Here is a 17,449-nt window from a genome sequence, read left to right on the forward strand (position 1 = left end):
AGACCTTGCGCGGGCGGGCGGTCACTCGAAGCCCCGCTCGGTCCACGGCTGGCGCAGGCCCCGGACCACGAGGGCCGTCTGCAGGGCCGCCGCGCACGCCTCGTAGCCCTTGTCCTCGGCCGAGCCGGGCAGCCCGGCGCGGTCCAGGGCCTGCTCCTCGGTGTCGACCGTGAGCACCCCGTTGCCGACCGGCGTGGACTCGTCCAGCGACACCCTGGTCAGGCCGTAGGTCACCGCGTCGCACACGTACTCGAAGTGCGGGGTGCCGCCGCGCACGACCGCGCCGAGGGCGACCACCGCGTCGTGGTGGCGGGCCAGTTCCTGGCACACCACCGGCAGCTCCACCGCGCCCGGTACTCGGACGACGGTCGGCTCCTCGATGCCCGCCTCCTCGGCGGCGGCCAGCGCGCGGACCAGCAGTTGCTCGGTGATCTCGCCGTGCCAGCGGGTGACCGCGATGCCGAGCCGGATGCCGGTGCAGTCGGGGACGCCGTGCTCCGGCCTGCCCTCGCCGCTCACGCGTCGTCCCCGGCGCCGACACCGGTACCGGCCGCGGCAGCACCGGCCGCGCCGATCTCGTACTGCTCCAGGTTGCCCAGCTCGTGGCCCATGCGGTCGCGCTTGGTGCGCAGGTAGCGCAGGTTCTCCGGGTTCGGCCACACCGACAGCGGCACCCGGTCGACCACGGCGAGGCCGTAGCCCTCCAGGCCGACCCGCTTGGCCGGGTTGTTGGTGAGCAGCCGCATCGACTTGACCCCGAGGTCGACCAGGATCTGCGCGCCGGTGCCGTAGTCGCGGGCGTCGGCGGGGACGCCGAGCGCGAGGTTCGCGTCCACCGTGTCCGCGCCGTCGTCCTGGAGCTGGTAGGCCTGCAGCTTGTGCATCAGGCCGATGCCGCGCCCCTCGTGGCCGCGCATGTAGAGCACCACGCCGCGGCCCTCGGCGGCGACGGCCTCCAGCGCGGCGTCGAGCTGCGGGCCGCAGTCGCAGCGCAGCGAGCCGAACACGTCGCCGGTGAGGCACTCCGAGTGGACCCGGACCAGCACGCTCTCGCCGTCGCCGATGTCGCCGTAGACGAGGGCGACGTGCTCGATGCCGTCGAGGCGGCTGTCGTAGCCGACCGCGCGGAAGGCGCCGTGCGCGGTCGGGATGCGGGCCTCGGCGACCCGGTCGACCTGCTTCTCGGTGCGGCGGCGGTAGGCGATCAGGTCGGCGATGGTGATGATCGCCAGGTCGTGCTCGGCGGCGAAGACCTGCAGCTCGTCGTAGCGGGCCATCTCGCCCTCGTCCTTCTGCGACACGATCTCGCAGAGCACGCCCGCCGGTCGCAGCCCGGCCATCCTGGCCAGGTCGATGGCGGCCTCGGTGTGGCCGGGGCGGCGCAGCACCCCGCCCTCCTTGGCGCGCAGCGGCACCACGTGGCCGGGCCGGTTGAAGTCCTTCGGCGTGGTGGCCTCGTCGGCCAGCAGCCGGATCGTGTGCGCGCGGTCGGCGGCGGAGATGCCGGTGGACACGCCGACCGCGGCGTCGACCGTCACGGTGTAGGCGGTGCCGCGGACGTCCTGGTTGGTGTGGAACATCGGCGGCAGGTCGAGCCGGGCGCAGTCGGCCTCGGTGAGCGGCACGCAGATGTAGCCGGAGGTGTAGCGGACCATGAAGGCCAGCAGCTCCGGGGTGCACTTCTCGGCCGCGAAGATGAGGTCGCCCTCGTTCTCCCTGTCCTCGTCGTCGACCACCACGACGGCCTTGCCGTCGGCGATGTCGGCGATGGCGCGTTCGATGGCGGCGAAGTCGCTCACCTGCGGTCCCCCTCCTCGGCGGCCAGGTGTGGCCCGGCCAGCTTCTCCACGTACTTGGCGATGACGTCCACCTCGAGGTTCACCCGGTCCCCCGGCTCGCGCAGCCCGAGGGTGGTGGCGCGCAACGTCTCCGGGATCAGGCTCACGGTGAACCAGTCCGGCCCCACCTCGACCACGGTCAGCGAGACGCCGTCGACGGTGATCGAGCCCTTCTCCACCACGTAGCGGGCCAGGTTCGCGGGCAGGCCGAAGCGCACCACGTCCCAGTGCTCGGAGGGTGAGCGCGACACCAGCTCGCCGGTGCCGTCGACGTGGCCCTGCACGATGTGGCCGCCGAAGCGCTGCCCGACCGCGGCGGCGCGCTCCAGGTTGACCGCGTCCCCGGCGGCGATCCCGGCGAGACTGCTGCGCACCAGCGTCTCACGCATGACGTCCGCGGTGAACGACCCGCCGCCGTGCTCGACGACGGTCAGGCACACGCCGTTGACGGAGATCGAGTCCCCCTGCTTGGCGTCGCTGGTGACCAGCGGCCCGGCGATGGTGACCCGCGCGGCGTCGGCCAGCTGCTCGACCGCGACGACCGCGCCGCGTTCCTCGACGATCCCGGTGAACACCGGTGTTCCTCCTCAGTCCCGGACCGGGACGGCGGAGACCCGCACGTCCGGTCCGCTCATGGTGACCTCTTCGACGGCCAGCCGGTGCGCCTCGGTGATGGTCGACACGCCCGATGCGCCCAACGCCACAGGCCCGGCGCCGAGCAGGGCGGGGGCCAGGTAGAGCAGCACCCGGTCGACCAGACCGGCCTCGGTGAAGGCCCCGGCCAGCGTGGGACCGCCCTCGAGGAGCACGTCGACCACGCCGCGGGCGTGCAGCGCGGCCAGCACCTCGGCCGGGTCGTGGGTGCGCGCCAGCAGCGTCTCGGCGGAGTCGTCGAGCACCCTGGCGGTGTCGGGCAGGTCTGCGTGTCCCACGACAACCCGCAACGGCTGCCGGGCCCCGGGTGTTCCACCAGCGGTGCGGGCGGTCAGCGCGGGGTCGTCCGTCTTGATCGTTCCGGTGCCCACGACGATGGCGTCGACGCGCCCGCGCAGCTCGTGGACCTCGGCCCTGGAGACAGCGGAACTGATCCACCGGCTGGTCCCATCGGCGGCGGCGACCCTGCCGTCGAGGGTGGCGGCGTACTTCCAGGTCACGTGCGGGCGACCGTGCCGGACGGCGTGCAGCCAGGCCCGCAACGGCCCCTTGGCGACCTCGTCGGCGAGCAGTCCGCCCTGGGTGCTGATGCCCGCGCCCTCCAGCGTCCTGGCCCCTCCGGACGCGACGGGGTTCGGGTCGGCGACGGCGTAGACGACTCTCGCGATACCGGCGGCGATGAGGGCGTCGGTGCAGGGGGGCGTGCGGCCGTAGTGCGCGCACGGCTCCAGGGTGACGACCGCGGTACCACCCCTGGCGCGCGCGCCTGCCTCGCTTAGCGCCACCACCTCCGCGTGCGGCCCACCCGGCGGCCTCGTGGCGCCTTCCCCAACCCGCTCCCCCGCCGCGTCGAGCACGACACACCCCACCGGCGGGTTCGGACTGGTCACCCCCCGCGCGCCCTCAGCGAGCCCCACCGCGAACCGCATCGCCGCGGCCAGCCTGTCCTCCACGCAGGACAGTCTCCCAGCCCGGCACGACATCCCCACACCGGGCCGCACCCGCCCTCCACTCCACTGTGGACCCGCCGCACCGGGTTGTCCCCAACGGTCGGACTCATCCACAGGGCGGCGCGGAACCCCTTGACAGACCGCCGATTCCGGTACGAAGCGGGGCGGGGATCAGGCGGGGAGGAAGCGGTGGTTGGCGGTGCGGGCCTGGTCGCGGAGGGCGGTGATGGCCTTGGTGGGGTCGGCGGCGCCGTAGACGGCGGAGCCTGCTACGAAGCAGTCGACGCCTGCCTCGGCGGCGCGTTCGATGGTGGTGGCGTTGATGCCGCCGTCGATCTCGACCAGGAGGTTGAGGTGGCCGGTGTCGACGAGGCGGCGGATGGTGCGGACCTTGTCCAGGACGTGCTCGATGAAGCTCTGGCCGCCGAAACCGGGCTCGACCGACATGACCAGCAGCGTGTCGTACTCGCGCAGCACCTCGAGGTACGGCTCGACCGGCGTGTCCGGCTTGATCGACAGACCCGCCTTGGCCCCGGCGGCGCGCAGGTCGCGGGCGATGGCGATCGGGTCGGCGGCGGCCTCGACGTGCACCGTGACGTTGTAGGCGCCCGCCTCCGCGTAGCCGACCGCCCAGCGGTCCGGGTCGGAGATCATCAGGTGGCAGTCGACCGGGATGTCGGTGGCCTTGAGCAGCGACTGGACCACCGGCAGGCCGAGGGTCAGGTTCGGCACGAAGTGGTTGTCCATCACGTCGACGTGGACCCAGTCGGAGCCCTCGATGGCGGCCAGCTCGTCGGCGAGCCTGGCGAAGTCGGCGGACAGGATGCTGGGGGCGATCATCGGCGTGGTCGGCACGGGGAACCAGTCTAAATCAGACCAGCGCGGCGGCCGCGTCCGCGCTCCCCCACGAGTGGCTGACCCCCATGCCGCCGTGCCCGTAGTTGTGGATCACCACCGCGTCGCCCAGCCGCTCGCGCTCCAGCCGGGGTGCCGCCCGCCACGGCCGCAGCCCGACCCGGTGCCCCACGACCGGCGCGTCGGCCAGCCGGGCGTCGATGGCGGCGCAGCGGGCGACGATGCCCGCGGCGACCAGCGGGTCGGGCGTGCGGTCCCACACGTCCGGTCGGGACACCCCGCCGAGCACCACGACGTCGCCGTGCGGGAAGAAGCCGGCCCACTCGCGCCCGCGCACGGCCTCGATGTAGAACTCGTCCACCCCCGGGTTGACCACCACGACGTGCTGCCCCCACCACGGCCGCAACCCCTCGTCGCCGGTCAACTCGCGCGCGCCGACACCGGTGCAGTTGACCACCACGGGCGCCTCGGCCGCCGGTTCGGCCAGCGACGCGATCCGGCGGATCTCGATCTCGACGTCCAGCCGGGCGGTCAGGTAGTCCAGGTACCGCGGCATGTCGACGATGGGAACCGTGGTGCGCAGTCCCACCAGCATCCCGGGCGCCAACTCGTCGGGTTCGAGCATCCGCACGTCCGGCAGCCGGTCGACCCACGGCGGCGGCTCGCTCTGGATGTCGGAGGACTGCGTGCCCCGGCAGAGCCGGACGCCGGTGGCCGGGTCGACGGCGAGCCTGGTCAGCTCGGGGCCGGTGGCGTACGCCCAGGCGCGGCCCGGGTCGGCGAAGTCCGGTCCCCAGAGCGCGGCGGCGACGGCGGAGGTCGTCTCGGCGGGCGGCTCGGCGGCCCACACCCGCACCCTGGCGCCGGACTCGGCCAACCGGATCGCGGTGCTGAGCCCGATGACCCCGGCGCCGACGACGATGACATCGGTACCCATGGCCGCACGCTACCCCGCTCACGGCCGGTCTTGGGTAGGTTGACCTCCTGTGAAGAAGCGCTCTCTGCGGGTGGCGTCCTACGCCGTGTGCGTCGAGGCGGGGAAGATCCTGCTGGCCAGGTGGGTGGGTCGCACGGAGAAGAAGTGGACGCTGCCCGGCGGGGGCATCGACCACGGCGAGGACCCGCTCGACGCCGTGGTCCGGGAGGTCGCCGAGGAGACCGGGTACGCGGTGCGGGTGGACGCGCTGCTGGGCATCGACTCGGTGCACCGGGAGTTCCGCGAGCGCACCGGGGTGCGGCGGGCGCTGACCAAGGCGGGCAAGGCGACCGACTGGCACGGGCTGCGGGTGGTCTACGCGGCCAGCGTGCTGGGCGGGGAGCTGCGCTACGAGGAGAACGGCTCGACCGACATGGCGGCCTGGTTCGACCTGGCCGAGGTGTCCACACTGGACCGGACCGACCTGGTGGACGTCGGCGTCGACCTCGCCACCCGGAAGCCGCCGACCGGTCGTGCGGACACCGCGGGCTGATTCCCCGCGCGGTGGCTCCGGTTTCCGCACGCCTGCGGAAAAGAGCCATCAGCGAATTCCCGACGTGACGCGTTCCCCTTTTCCGGTAGCCTGGCCGGGAGGGGAAGTCGTTGGCACGCCGGTTCTCTGGGGAGGGAACTCGGTACGGCGGCCACGTCCGCCCCTTTTCCCCGGGCGCCGACGCGTGGCTCCCGGCCGGACTTGTGGGGGTTCACCAATGGCACACCGTCATGCCCGCGACAGTTTCTTCATCGTCGGCGAGGGCATTCTGGGTGAGGGATCGACGACGGAGACCGCCGCGGCCGCGGGGAGCGACGATGTCGCCGCCCGTCCGGCGTCGGCGGAAGAGGAGTTGCGCCGGTTCCGGTTCTCCCGGCTCGGCCCGAGGGGCAAGCGGACCGACGAGCCGACGCGCGCCGCGCTGGCCGCCGCGATCACCGACGTCTCGGCCGGGCAGCCGGACGGCACGATCCCGGCCGGGTTCACCTACCTCGGCCAGTTCGTCGACCACGACCTGACGCTCGACCGGACCGCGACCCAGCTCGGGTCCGAGGTCACGGTGGACGACCTGGTGCAGGGCCGCTCGCCCGCGCTGGACCTGGACTCCGTCTACGGGCGGGGACCGCGCGACCGCCTCGACCGGCGGTTCTACGCCGAGGACGGGGTCCGGCTCAAGGTCGGCACGTCCTCGGCGACCGGGTTCCCGGACGACCGGGTGCGGGTCGACCTGGAGGGCTTCGACCTGCCCAGGGCGGGCGGCACCGCGGGCACGGCTGCCGACCGGCGCGCGCCGCTGATCCCCGATCTGCGCAACGACGAGAACCTGGTGGTCGCGCAGACCCACCTGGCGTTCATCCGGTTCCACAACCGGGTCGTGGAGCACCTGGCGCTGACCGGGATCCACGAGCGCCGGCTGTTCGAGGCGGCGCGCGAGCAGGTCGTGAAGCACTACCAGTGGATGCTGCGCACCGACTTCCTGCCCAGGATCGTCGACCCGGCGGTGGTGTCCGACGTGTTCACCAACGGCCGCCGGTTCTTCGAGGCGCGCGGGCACGGCAGGCGGCCGACGATGCCGGTCGAGTTCGCCGTCGCGGCGTACCGGATGGGCCACAGCATGGTGCGCGACGCCTACGAGTGGAACCGGGTGTTCACCACCGGCGGCCCCGGTCCGCTCGGGACGCTGCTGCTGCTGTTCACCTTCAGCGGGGTCAGCGGCAACTTCACCGGCGGCGGGCTGCCCGAGTTGGACGACCCGGACTTCGGCACCGTGGACCGGTTGCCGACCAACTGGATCGCGGATTTCCGACGGCTCTACGACTTCACCGAGGCCGGTCGCCCGGACCTCGCGCCGCCCGCGGGGGCGGGCAACGTGGCGAAGCGGATCGACACGGTGCTGGTGGACCCGCTCGCGCAGTTGCCCGCGGGCACGTTCGGTGGTCGGGGCAGCACTTTCCCGGACATCCACCGCAACCTCGCGTTCCGCAACCTGACCCGTGCCGACATGGTGCGCCTCGCGTCCGGCCAGCAGATGGCCGCCCTGTTCGGCGTCACACCGCTGACCAGGGACCAGATCCTGACCGGCAACGGTGGCGCCTCCCTCGCGGGTCTGAGCGCCGAGCAACGCGCCTCGGTCGCCGCGAACACGCCGCTGTGGTTCTACGTCCTGCGCGAGGCCGAGCTCAACGACGGCCGCCTCGGCCAGGTCGGCGGCCGGATCGTCGCCGAGGTCTTCCACCGCGCCATCGAGGGCAGCAGGCACTCGACGGTCCGCGAGCCGTGGTGGCGCCCGACCCTGGGCCCGGACGCGTCCACGTTCCGGATGACCGACCTGCTGCTGTTCGCCTTCGAGGGCAAGGCCGACCTGCTCAACCCGCTCGGCGAGTGAGCGCGGGTGGGGTGCCCCGTGGTCGGGGCACCCCACCCGGCGGTAGCGTTCCCTTGTGGACATGGCAGCCCTCGCCCGCTCCCGCCTCGCCGCGGCCGCGGACCCCACCCGCGCACCGGACATGCAGCGCTACATGAAGTCCGACATGCCCTTCCACGGCGTCCCCAAACCCACCAGGGACACCCTCGTCCGCCAACTCCCCGCCCTCACCTCCCGCGCCGAATGGCTCGACACCGTCCGCCGCCTGTGGCACGAGGCCGAACACCGCGAGGAGCGCTACGTCGCCCTGGACCTCCTCCGCCGCTACGCCCGCTGGCAGGAACCCGACCTACTCCCCCTGTACGAGGACTTCATCATCACAGGCGCGTGGTGGGACTATGTGGACGAACTGGCCAGCCACCACGTCGGCCCGCTCCTGATGGCCCACCGACCCGTCGTGACCCCGGTGATCCGCGAGTGGGCGACTGATGCGGACCGCTGGAAGCGCCGGGCGTCGGTGATCTGCCAACTCGGGGCGAAGGGGGAGACGGATCTCTCGCTGCTGACGTATGCGGTGGAGGCCAATGTGGATGATGCCGATTTCTTCCTGCGCAAGGGGATCGGGTGGGCGTTGCGGCAGTATGCGCGGGTGGACGCCGAGTGGGTGCGGACCTTTGTGGAGGACCACCCCGGCCTGTCGGGCCTGTCCCGACGAGAGGCTCTGAAACACATCTCTTGATTCAATTCTCTTGAACCGAGCCAACAACGTTGGCCCCAACACGCCCCTCTCAGACGTTGGCCCTACAACGCTCCTCGGAGTCGCTGGTGCCGAGCTGGCTCGATGGGGCGCGCGGAGGCCAACGATCGTGAGGGGCACGTGGGGACCAACGCCTGGGAGGGACACCTGCGGATCGACACTTGAGAGGGGCGGGTGGTCAGTCCAGTTGGGTCGTCAAGGACTTGACCAGGGGGTCGGAGTCCACTGGCTTTCCCTGTTCCTCCAAAGTCCGCGCCAACGTCCCCAACACCACCCCCAACGTCTGCGGATTAGGCGTATCCCCCAGCAAAGCAGCGGCGCGCCGAGCCTCAGCCTCAGCCGTGCCATGATTGCCGATGTCCAGGTGCAGATGCGCAGCCCGACCAGCAAGGAAAGCCTGCCAGTCAGGATTCCCCAACCGCACCGCCAGTTCCTCCGCAGCGGCATTGGCAGTGAGAGCCTGGTCATAGTGCTCATGGTGCGCAAGCAAAGCAGCACGGAACCCAACAGTCTCCGCAAGCTGATCAAGCCCGTCCTCGGTCGAAGCAGCCAACGACTCCGCCTCGTCCAAATAGGACAGTCCCATCGTCAGATCCCCCATCCCCCGCGCATGAGCCAAGCGCACCAAGGACTCGCTGGCGGCGATCGGGTTGTCGACGACGCGCCAGTGGGCGGCGGAGTGTTCGAAGGCGGTGGCGGCTTCGGGGAGGGCGCCGAGGTGCATGCGGACGTCGCCCAACTGGTGGAGTAGGTGGCCCAGGAGGGCGTCGTCGGTGGGGCCCGCGTTGATGACGGCGGTGAGGTGGGTTTCGGCGGAGGTGTGTTCGCCGAGGTCGCGGCAGGCCATGGCGAGGCGGTAGTGGATCTTGCCGAGGAGGTCGGTCGCGGTGGGTGGGGTGAGGCGGAGGGCTTCTTCGAGGGTCTCGGCCGCTTCGAGGGCGCGGCCGGTGGCCAGGTATCCGGCGGACAGGTGCAGGCACGCCTGCGCGGTGCCCACCGGCGGCAGGTACGCGCGGGCGGCCGACACTGTCTCCAGCAGGATCGGCAGGTTGTCGGCCGCGAGGCCCGCGTGGTCGATGAGGATGGCGTACTGCATCAGCGAGTCCGCCAGCCACGGGCCCGGGCTGGTCCGGCACCGGGCCACCAGCTTCTCGAACCAGCCGGCGGACTCCTCGAACCGGCCCATGTCCGCCAGCAGCCGCGCCCGGTGCTCCACCAGCCGCAGCGTGGTCAGCTCGGGCCAGGCGTGGGCCTCGTCGAGCAGCCCGGCCACGACCGCCAGCGCGCCCTCCTCGTCACCGCGCGCGGCCAGCAGCTCGGCCCGGACGTCGCGCACCGCGCCGAGCAGTTCCGGCGCGGTGGCGGTCGCCACCTCCTCCGCCGTGTCCAGAGAGGCGGCACCCGCCGCCAAATCCAGGTCCACCACGGCGAGGTGCCCGTAGACCACCGCGAGCGGGTCCGCCAGGGTCGTGCCCTCCGCGATGGCCAGCAGCGCGTGGTCACGAGCGCGCGCGGTCTGCCCGGCCGCCTGCCAGAACCCGGCGAGCACCTGGTGCAGCCGGGCGGCGAGGACCAGTTCCCCGACCTCCACCAGCCGCCCCTGGCACGCCATCAACCGCTCCGCCGAGGCCACCGGGTCGTCCACGCGCTGGAACCGCAGCCGGTGCGCGGTCACCCGCGCGGCGAGCCGGTCCGGCAGCCCGGCCACCGACCGCACCCCGGCCAGCTGCCGGACCCCGGTGAGCACCTGCCCCGCCTCGATCGCCGCGCACGCCGCCTCGGCCGCCGCGACCCGGTCCACCTCGGCACCGGGCAGCACCCCGGCGACGAGCACTCCGGAATCACCGGCCACCCCAGCATCACCGAGCGCCCCAACATCACCGACCACTCCGGCATCAGCGACCACACCGGACTCGACGACAGCCCCGGTGTCGAGCTCGCCGCTGAACGACCCGGCCTGCTCGCCGAATGACGCCCCCGGCACCGCGACCAGCACCGGCCCCACGTCCGCCAGCTCCAGCGTGGCGCGGACCCGCCTGCTCACCGCGTCCGTCCCGTTGCGCCGGTCGAACGCCGCCGCTGTCGCCAACGCCTCTTCGGCGCAGAACACCCGCAGCGCCTCGCCGTCGAGCTCGACCTCGCCCACGGCGAACACCCGCCGCGCCCGGTCGGGCACCCGGCTCAGCACCAGCGCGGCCGCGGCGGCGAACTCCTGCAACACCTTCGGGCTGGGCGGATCGGTGAGGACGTCGAGGTTGTCGACGAGGATCTCCAGGCCCCGCGCGGCGTTGTCGGTGATCGCGCAGAACCGCAGGTGCGCGTGCAGCGCGGAGCGGCCCTGCGGCGTGCCCCGCACCACCCGGTACGACACCAGGTGCGCCCGGGCCGCGTCGTCGAGCCTGCCGGTGGCCAGGTAGGCCTCGATGAGCGAGGCGAGCACCCCGTGCGGCTGCTCCGCGCAGTCGGACGGCTCGTCGAGCACCGGCCTGGCCACCGCGATCGCCTCGGTGAACCGCTCCCGGGACACGAAGTAGCCGACCTGGCTGTCCACGACGCACGCCGGGCAGTCGCTCATGTCGTCGGGCTCGGCGCCGCGCCACGCGGTGAAGTGGGCGTCGGCGGCGCCGGTGTCACCCACGTGGTGGGCCAGCGCGCGGCGCTTGTCGTGCACCGGGTGCAGCGAGTAGCCGTGCAGCCGGTAGCGCTGTTCGAGCTGGTCGACCAGGGCGGTGATCTGCGCCAGGGTGAACCGGGGGTCGCCGAGCAGGCCGGTGGCCAGCCACTTGTGCATCCAGGTGAACTGGTGCACCGCCCACTCGTCGAACGCCTCCGGGTGCCGCGCCTCGGTGGCGCGCAGCCACGCGAACGGCGTGAGCATCAGGTCGTAGCGGCGGATCTCGCGGTAGGCGTTGACCAGCACCAGCCGCGCGGCGACGCCGAGGTCGGGCAGCCCGGCGGCGTCGGCGGACCGCGCGACCCGTTCCAGCGCCTCGCACTTGGCCGCCCCGGCTGGCAGGTCGTCGGACTCGTGCAGCTGCCTGGCCAGGCGCTCACGCGGGTCGGGCTCGGGCACGTCGATCCTCCGGGTCAGTGTCCGATGGCGCGGTCGAGCAGGTCGAGGAACGACCCGGTGAGCGCGGCGGTGTCCTTGGGGCGCAGCGGGCGGTGCGACTGGAGCAGGGCGTTGACGTAGAGCGCGCGCACCGCGGACTCCAGCAGCGCGGTGTCGGCGACCTCGGCGAGCCGGGCCACCAGCGGGTTGCGGGTGTTGAGCACCAGCCGCTGCGCGGCGCCGGACCCGGCGTCGACCAGGTGCCCGAGCAGGTCCTGCCACAGCGGGTCGGCGCCCGCGCGGGCGTCCTCGGCGTCCTGCCTGCGCTCCCCGTCGGCGTCGGCGATGAGCAGGGCGGGCAGCGACACCGGGTCGAACTCGCGCAGCGTCGGCTCGCAGTCGTGGTCGTGCAGGACCGCGGTGGCCACCCGGACCGTGTCGGCCAGCGCGGCCTCGGTGCCCGCGTCGGGGCGGCCGAGCGCGGCCAGCAGTTCCCCGGGGTCGACCCGGCGCGCGGTGTCGGGGCCGTCGCGCTCGGCGATGCGACGCAACAGGTCGGTGTCGTAGGCGTACCCGGCGTTGACCAGCCCGATGTCCTGGGCGGCGGCGACCGGGGCGAGCTGGCGGAACTCGTCGACGTCCGGGGTGTAGAGCACGGTCGGGTGGCTGCGGCGGAACTGGCGCAGCGGCATGGCGCCCCGGGTGGTCTCGTACGGCAGCCACCGCTCGGCCAGGCCGAGGAGTTCGTCGTCGACCAGGGCGAGGGACTTGATGCCCATGTGGTGCGCGGCCAGCAGCGCGCCCGCCCGCTCCGGCTCGGTGGCCGCGAGCCGCACCAGCCAGTCGCGCACCCGGCCGCCGAGGGCGTCGCGCACGGCCAGCAGCGTCTCGTCCTCGTAGAGCGCCTCGCGGCTCGCGGTCGGGCGGAGCGCGGAGGTGTCCACGACGCACCGCACGAAGTAGGCCCAGTCCGGCAGCAGGCCCTCCACCGAGGTGCCGACCAGCATCCGCTTCAGGTAGACCCGGTGGGCCTGCCGGGCTCCGGGGTGCGCGCCTTCCGGTAGGACGAACGCGACCCCGGTGAGTCCGGCGGCGCCGACCTCTAGCGGCAACGCGTCGAACGGCTCGAACCCGAAGACGGCCTTGCAGTACCCGGCCATCCGGTCGCGGTGCTCGGCGCTGGTCTCCCCCTCGACCCGGGTCCACGGGAATCCACCCGATGTGACCACCGCCGTGTCGGTGGCGCCCACGACGCGCACCTCGTAAGGAAGCAGGGACCCGAACTCGGCGGCCAGCGGCGCGACCGTGGCGTACTCGGCCCAGTGGTCGCAGTCCCGCCTGGGCAGCAGGGTCAGCGTGGTGCCGACCTCGTCGCGCGCGGAGTCGTCGACCTGCACGGTGTAGGTGCCGTCGTTGCGCCCGGTCCAGCGCACCGCGGGCCCGCCCTTGGCCGAGCGGCTGACCAGCCGCACCTCGTCGGCGACGAGGAAGCACGAGAGCAGCCCGACGCCGAACTGGCCGAGGAAGTCGCGCCTGGCGAAGCCGAGTTGGTCGCGTTTGGACGTCCCGCCGAGGGTGGACAGCAGCGCGTGCACCTCGTCCTCGGCCAACCCGATGCCGGTGTCGCGCACCCGCAGCGTCCCGTCACCGGTGTGCTCGGGGCACTCCAGGGTGATCCGGCGCGGCGCCCCCGGCTCGACCAGCCCCCGCGCGGTGACCGCGTCCACCGCGTTCTGCAGCACCTCGCGCACGTAGACCCGCGGGCTGCTGTAGAGGTGGTGACTGAGCAGGTCGATGACACCGCGAAGGTTGACACCGAATGTCTGGGCCAAGGTGGACCTCTGCGGGGTAGGGACGCGGGCGGACGGGCAGGGCGGGCAGGGGCTGGGCAACCGACCGGCCCAGGTCACAGTACAGGCGTCCTATGACATCGGCCCGGCCTTCACCCGGCCGCGCGAACCCGTACCGCTACCCGGGGCAACCCCACCGGGCGGCGCTGCGCCAACTCGGTGTCGGACCCCGAGGGCGATCACCTAGGATCGAGGCAGCTCACCCGCCCCGCCGGGTGCGCAGCCGTCCGCACGAGGACCCCCGGGGAGCTGTCCAGAAACCATGTCCGGAGCCAACGACCCGTACGACCCCAAGGAGGTCGCGGCGCTCTCGCCCGACGTCCTCCAGGCCGCCGTGGAGAAGGCCCGCGAGGAGTTCGGCTCCGCGGCCGACCTCGACGCGCTCGCCTCGGTGAAGCCAGCCCACCTCGGGGACCGCTCGCCGCTGCTGCAGGCCCGCCGGGAGATCGGCGCGCTGCCCCCGCAGGCGCGCTCGGAGGCGGGCAAGCGGGTCAACGAGGCCCAGGCGCTGGTGAAGGCCGCCTACGAGGACCGCCTCGCCCGCCTGAAGGTGGAACGCGACGAGCGGGTGCTGCGCGAGGAGGGCGTCGACGTCACCCTCCCGTGGGACCGGCGGCCGCGCGGCGCCCGGCACCCGATCACCACGCTCTCGGAGCGCATCGGCGACGTGTTCGTCGGCATGGGCTACGAGATCGCCGAGGGCCCCGAGCTCGAGGGCGAGTGGTTCAACTTCGACGCGCTGAACTTCAAGAAGGACCACCCGGCGCGCACCATGCAGGACACGTTCTACGCCGGTGCGCGGGACTCCGGGCTGGTGCTGCGCACGCACACCTCGCCGGTGCAGATCCGCTCGCTGGTCGACCGCGACCTGCCGGTCTACGTGGTGTGCCCCGGTCGGACCTTCCGCACCGACGAGCTCGACACCACCCACACCCCGGTCTTCCACCAGGTCGAGGGCCTCGCCGTGGACAAGGGCCTGACCATGGCCCACCTCAAGGGCACGCTGGACGCCTTCGCCAGGGCCATCTTCGGCGACGAGGCGCACGTGCGGCTGCGGCCGTCGTTCTTCCCGTTCACCGAGCCCTCCGCCGAGCTCGACGTGTGGTTCACCGCCAAGAAGGGCGGCCCCGGCTGGGTCGAGTGGGGCGGCTGCGGGATGGTGAACCCGAACGTCCTGCGCGCCTGCGGCGTCGACCCGGACGTCTACTCCGGCTTCGCCTTCGGCATGGGCATCGAGCGCACCCTGCAGTTCCGCGACGGCATCCCGGACATGCGCGACATGGTCGAGGGCGACGTCCGGTTCACCCTTCCCTTCGGCACGGAGGCGTAGTGCGGATCCCCGTCAGCTGGCTGATCCAGCAGCTCGAACTCACCGAGGACCACCGCGACATCGGCGCGACCGAGATCGCCGAGGCGTTCATCCGGGTCGGCATCGAGGTCGAGGACGTCCTGCCGCTGGGCCCGGTCACCGGTCCGGTGGTGGTCGGCCGGGTCGCGCAGATCGAGGAGCTCACCGAGTTCAAGAAGCCGATCCGGTACTGCACCGTGGAGATCGGCGAACCCGAGGAGGACGGCGAGCAGCCGCTGACCACCCAGGTCGTCTGCGGTGCCACCAACTTCGTCGAGGGCGACGTGGTCGTCGTGGCGCTGCCCGGCGCGGTGCTTCCCGGCGACTTCGCGATCAGCGAGCGCAAGACCTACGGCAAGGTCAGCCGCGGCATGATCTGCGCGGCCGACGAGCTGGGCCTGGGCGACGACCACTCCGGCATCCTGGTGCTGCCCGTGGACGACGACGTGGCGCCGGGTGACGACGCCATCGAGCTGCTCGGGCTCACCGACACCGTCATCGAGCTGGCGCCGACCGCCGACCGCGGCTACTGCCTGTCGATGCGCGGCCTGGCCAGGGAGCTGGCCTGCGCGCTCGACCTGGGCTTCGCGGACCCGGCGGCCATCGACGTCCCCGCGGCGGAGAACCGGGCCATCGCGGTGGACCTGGCCGCCGAGGGCGCGTGCTCGCGGTTCGCGGTGCGCCGGGTGACCGGTGTGGACCCGACCGCGCCGACGCCGTGGCACATCCGCCGCACGCTGATGCTGGCCGGGATCCGGTCGATCTCGCTCGCGGTCGACATCACCAACTTCGTGATGCTCGAGCTGGGCCAGCCGATGCACGCGTTCGACACCTCGCGGCTGCGCGGCGGGCTGACCGTGCGGCACGCGGTGGCGGGCGAGAAGCTGGTGACCCTCGACGGCGTCGAGCGGACCCTGGACCCGGACGACATCGTCATCAGCGACGAGTCCGGCCCGGTGTCGCTGGCCGGGGTGATGGGCGGCGCGAGCACCGAGGTGCGCGACGACAGCACCGACATCCTGCTGGAGGCGGCCGTCTGGGACCCGCCGTCGATCGCGCGGGCGGTGCGCAGGCACAAGCTGCCCAGCGAGGCGTCGCGGCGCTACGAGCGGGTCGTCGACCCGGCGCTGCCGCCGGTCGCGCTGGAGCGGGCCGCGCGGCTGCTGCGCCAGTACGGCGAGGGCAGCATCCAGCCCGGCCGCACCGACGAGGGCACCCCGCACGCCGCCGAGCCGGTGGTCATGGCGATGGACCTGCCGGACCGGGTCGCCGGCACCCGCTACGCCCGCGGCGTGACCGCGGCCAGGCTGCAGCAGATCGGCTGCCGGGTCGAGGTAGGCGCCGCCGAGGACGGCACGCCGGTGGTCACCGCGTACCCGCCGAGCTGGCGCGCGGACCTGACCCAGCCCGCCGACCTGGTCGAGGAGGTCCTGCGGTTGCAGGGATACGAGACCATCCCGTCGGTGCTGCCGACCGCGCCCGCCGGCCACGGCCTGACCCTGGCCCAGCGCCGCCGCAGGCACATCTCGCGGACGCTGGCCGAGCAGGGCTACGTCGAGGTGCTGCCGTTCCCGTTCGTCTCGCCGAGGGTGTGGGACGCGTTCGGGCTCGACGCCGACGACGTGCGCCGCCGCACCGTCGCGGTGCGCAACCCGCTGGAGGCCGACCGCGACCAGCTGGCCACGACGCTGCTGCCCGGTCTGCTCGACACGCTGGCGCGCAACGTCTCCCGGGGCGCGAAGGACGTGGCGCTGTTCCACATCGGACAGGTCGTGCTGCCGCGCGCGGACGCCGCGCCGATGCCGGACGTGCCGGTGGCGGGGCGACCCAGTGACGAGGAGTTCGCCCAGCTGGCCGCGGCGCTGCCCGCGCAGCCGACCCACGTCGCCGTCGTGCTGGCGGGCAACCACCAGCGGGTCGGCTGGTGGGGTGCCGGTGAGGCCGCGTCGTGGGCCGACGCCGTGCAGGCCGCGCGCGTGGTCGCCGAGGCCGCGGGGGTGGAGCTGGCGGTGAGCGCCGACGCGCTCGCGCCGTGGCACCCCGGCCGGTGCGCGCGGTTGAGCGTCGGCGGGTTCCCGGTGGGGCACGCGGGCGAGCTGCACCCGAAGGTCGTCGAGGCGCTCGGGCTGCCGAAGCGGACCTGCGCGATGGAACTCGACCTGGACCTGCTGCCGGTGCGCGAGCGCAAGGTGGTGCCGGTCGTGTCGCCGTACCCGCCGGTGCTGCTCGACGTCGCGCTGGTGGTCGACGACGAGGTCCCGGTGGCGGAGCTGACCGACACCCTGCGCGGTGGCGGCGGCGAACTGCTGGAGGAGCTGAGCCTGTTCGACGTGTTCAGCGGCAGCCAGGTGGGCGAGGGCAAGCGGTCGCTGGCCTACTCGCTGCGCCTGCGCGCGACCGACCGCACGCTGACGGTGGAGGAGGCGACGGCGGCGCGGGACGCGGCGGTCGCGGCGGCCACCGAGCGGCACGGCGCGACACTGCGCGGCTGATCGGACGCACTGTGCGACGGGGGTGGGCCTTGGGGTCCACCCCCGTCGTCGTTTCCCGCCGATCTCCGCTTCGAGTCGAACCACTGGCCCACGCGCATTCCGATCTCCACCCGGTGCGGTACGCAGGGTTGTCGCCGTGCCCGTGTCGGTTTCGCGATTTCCTTGCGTGCGTGGTGCGCGCGGGCCCGGTCGGCCGGACCGGGGCATTCGGACCACGACGACCCGGCTGGTCCGATGTGGATGGTCCGGTTTTCCCCGCGGCGCCCGGTATCGTCGATCGACCATGGTTTCGCGTTAGCAAAAATCGGTGTTCGGCTATT

13 protein-coding genes are annotated in these 17,449 nt (G+C 73.0%); 5 read left to right on the forward strand and 8 right to left on the reverse strand.

All coding sequences use genetic code 11. The features are described from left to right. Positions 1–21: 21 nt before the first annotated feature. The 6 genes from ribH to BMY07_RS19610 form a co-directional block, all read right to left on the reverse strand. Positions 22–519 (reverse strand): 6,7-dimethyl-8-ribityllumazine synthase, encoded by a 498-nt coding sequence (gene ribH / locus BMY07_RS19585; protein ID WP_092780382.1) that lies wholly within the window; start codon positions 517–519, stop codon positions 22–24. Then, the gene (locus BMY07_RS19590) at positions 516–1,799 is read right to left on the reverse strand and encodes a bifunctional 3,4-dihydroxy-2-butanone-4-phosphate synthase/GTP cyclohydrolase II (RefSeq protein ID WP_092780385.1); all 1,284 of its coding nucleotides are present in this window, start codon (positions 1,797–1,799) and stop codon (positions 516–518) included. Before BMY07_RS19590 ends, ribH begins: the two co-directional genes overlap by 4 nt. Then, positions 1,796–2,413, reverse strand: a complete 618-nt coding sequence (locus BMY07_RS19595) for a riboflavin synthase (RefSeq protein ID WP_092780388.1) — start codon at positions 2,411–2,413, stop codon at positions 1,796–1,798. The genes BMY07_RS19590 and BMY07_RS19595 overlap by 4 nt, the downstream gene beginning before the upstream one ends. Before the next feature lie 12 nt (positions 2,414–2,425). Beyond that, on the reverse strand, positions 2,426–3,475 hold the full coding sequence (gene ribD / locus BMY07_RS19600) for a bifunctional diaminohydroxyphosphoribosylaminopyrimidine deaminase/5-amino-6-(5-phosphoribosylamino)uracil reductase RibD (RefSeq protein WP_092780391.1): 1,050 nt from the start codon (positions 3,473–3,475) through the stop codon (positions 2,426–2,428). A gap of 138 nt (positions 3,476–3,613) precedes the next feature. After that, positions 3,614–4,282, reverse strand: a complete 669-nt coding sequence (gene rpe, locus BMY07_RS19605) for a ribulose-phosphate 3-epimerase (RefSeq protein ID WP_092781095.1) — start codon at positions 4,280–4,282, stop codon at positions 3,614–3,616. A 31-nt stretch (positions 4,283–4,313) separates the two neighbouring features. Further along, positions 4,314–5,234: an FAD-dependent oxidoreductase gene (locus tag BMY07_RS19610; RefSeq protein WP_092780394.1), complete on the reverse strand. Its 921-nt coding sequence runs from the start codon at positions 5,232–5,234 to the stop codon at positions 4,314–4,316. Between the two features lie 49 nt (positions 5,235–5,283). Here BMY07_RS19610 and BMY07_RS19615 point away from each other — a divergent pair, with 49 nt between their 5' ends. From BMY07_RS19615 to BMY07_RS19625, 3 genes are all read left to right on the forward strand, one after another. Next, positions 5,284–5,766 (forward strand): NUDIX hydrolase, encoded by a 483-nt coding sequence (locus BMY07_RS19615; RefSeq protein WP_218150689.1) that lies wholly within the window; start codon positions 5,284–5,286, stop codon positions 5,764–5,766. Positions 5,767–5,983: 217 nt separating this feature from the next. Continuing rightward, positions 5,984–7,651: a peroxidase family protein gene (locus BMY07_RS19620; protein ID WP_092780397.1), complete on the forward strand. Its 1,668-nt coding sequence runs from the start codon at positions 5,984–5,986 to the stop codon at positions 7,649–7,651. A gap of 61 nt (positions 7,652–7,712) precedes the next feature. Continuing rightward, a complete protein-coding gene (locus BMY07_RS19625) occupies positions 7,713–8,369 on the forward strand; it encodes a DNA alkylation repair protein (protein ID WP_092781100.1) in 657 nt (218 codons plus the stop codon). A 196-nt stretch (positions 8,370–8,565) separates the two neighbouring features. On the opposite strand, the gene BMY07_RS19630 is transcribed toward BMY07_RS19625, so the two are convergent. Beyond that, on the reverse strand, positions 8,566–11,460 hold the full coding sequence (locus BMY07_RS19630; RefSeq protein ID WP_092780400.1) for a tetratricopeptide repeat protein: 2,895 nt from the start codon (positions 11,458–11,460) through the stop codon (positions 8,566–8,568). 14 nt (positions 11,461–11,474) lie between these two features. Next, positions 11,475–13,271 carry an HSP90 family protein gene (locus BMY07_RS19635; protein ID WP_092780403.1) on the reverse strand — a complete coding sequence of 599 codons (1,797 nt, stop codon included), beginning with the start codon at positions 13,269–13,271 and terminating at the stop codon, positions 11,475–11,477. A 280-nt stretch (positions 13,272–13,551) separates the two neighbouring features. Here BMY07_RS19635 and pheS point away from each other — a divergent pair, with 280 nt between their 5' ends. Beyond that, the gene (gene pheS, locus BMY07_RS19640) at positions 13,552–14,619 is read left to right on the forward strand and encodes a phenylalanine--tRNA ligase subunit alpha (RefSeq protein ID WP_092780406.1); all 1,068 of its coding nucleotides are present in this window, start codon (positions 13,552–13,554) and stop codon (positions 14,617–14,619) included. After that, positions 14,619–17,129, forward strand: a complete 2,511-nt coding sequence (pheT, locus tag BMY07_RS19645) for a phenylalanine--tRNA ligase subunit beta (RefSeq protein ID WP_092780409.1) — start codon at positions 14,619–14,621, stop codon at positions 17,127–17,129. The genes pheS and pheT overlap by 1 nt, the downstream gene beginning before the upstream one ends. Positions 17,130–17,449 lie beyond the last annotated feature (320 nt).

It is taken from the genome of Actinokineospora terrae (assembly GCF_900111175.1).
GTDB classification, from domain to species: Bacteria; Actinomycetota; Actinomycetes; order Mycobacteriales; family Pseudonocardiaceae; genus Actinokineospora; species Actinokineospora terrae.

Excerpts from the sequence above, each read along its gene's own strand:
- BMY07_RS19625 (WP_092781100.1), top strand. The coding sequence starts at position 7,713 with ATGGCAGCCCTCGCCCGCTCCCGCCTCGCCGCGGCCGCGGACCCCACC.
- BMY07_RS19620 (WP_092780397.1), top strand. The coding sequence starts at position 5,984 with ATGGCACACCGTCATGCCCGCGACAGTTTCTTCATCGTCGGCGAGGGC.
- pheS (WP_092780406.1), top strand. The coding sequence starts at position 13,552 with ATGTCCGGAGCCAACGACCCGTACGACCCCAAGGAGGTCGCGGCGCTC.
- ribD (WP_092780391.1), bottom strand. The coding sequence starts at position 3,475 with ATGTCGTGCCGGGCTGGGAGACTGTCCTGCGTGGAGGACAGGCTGGCC.
- BMY07_RS19610 (WP_092780394.1), bottom strand. The coding sequence starts at position 5,234 with ATGGGTACCGATGTCATCGTCGTCGGCGCCGGGGTCATCGGGCTCAGC.
- rpe (WP_092781095.1), bottom strand. The coding sequence starts at position 4,282 with ATGATCGCCCCCAGCATCCTGTCCGCCGACTTCGCCAGGCTCGCCGAC.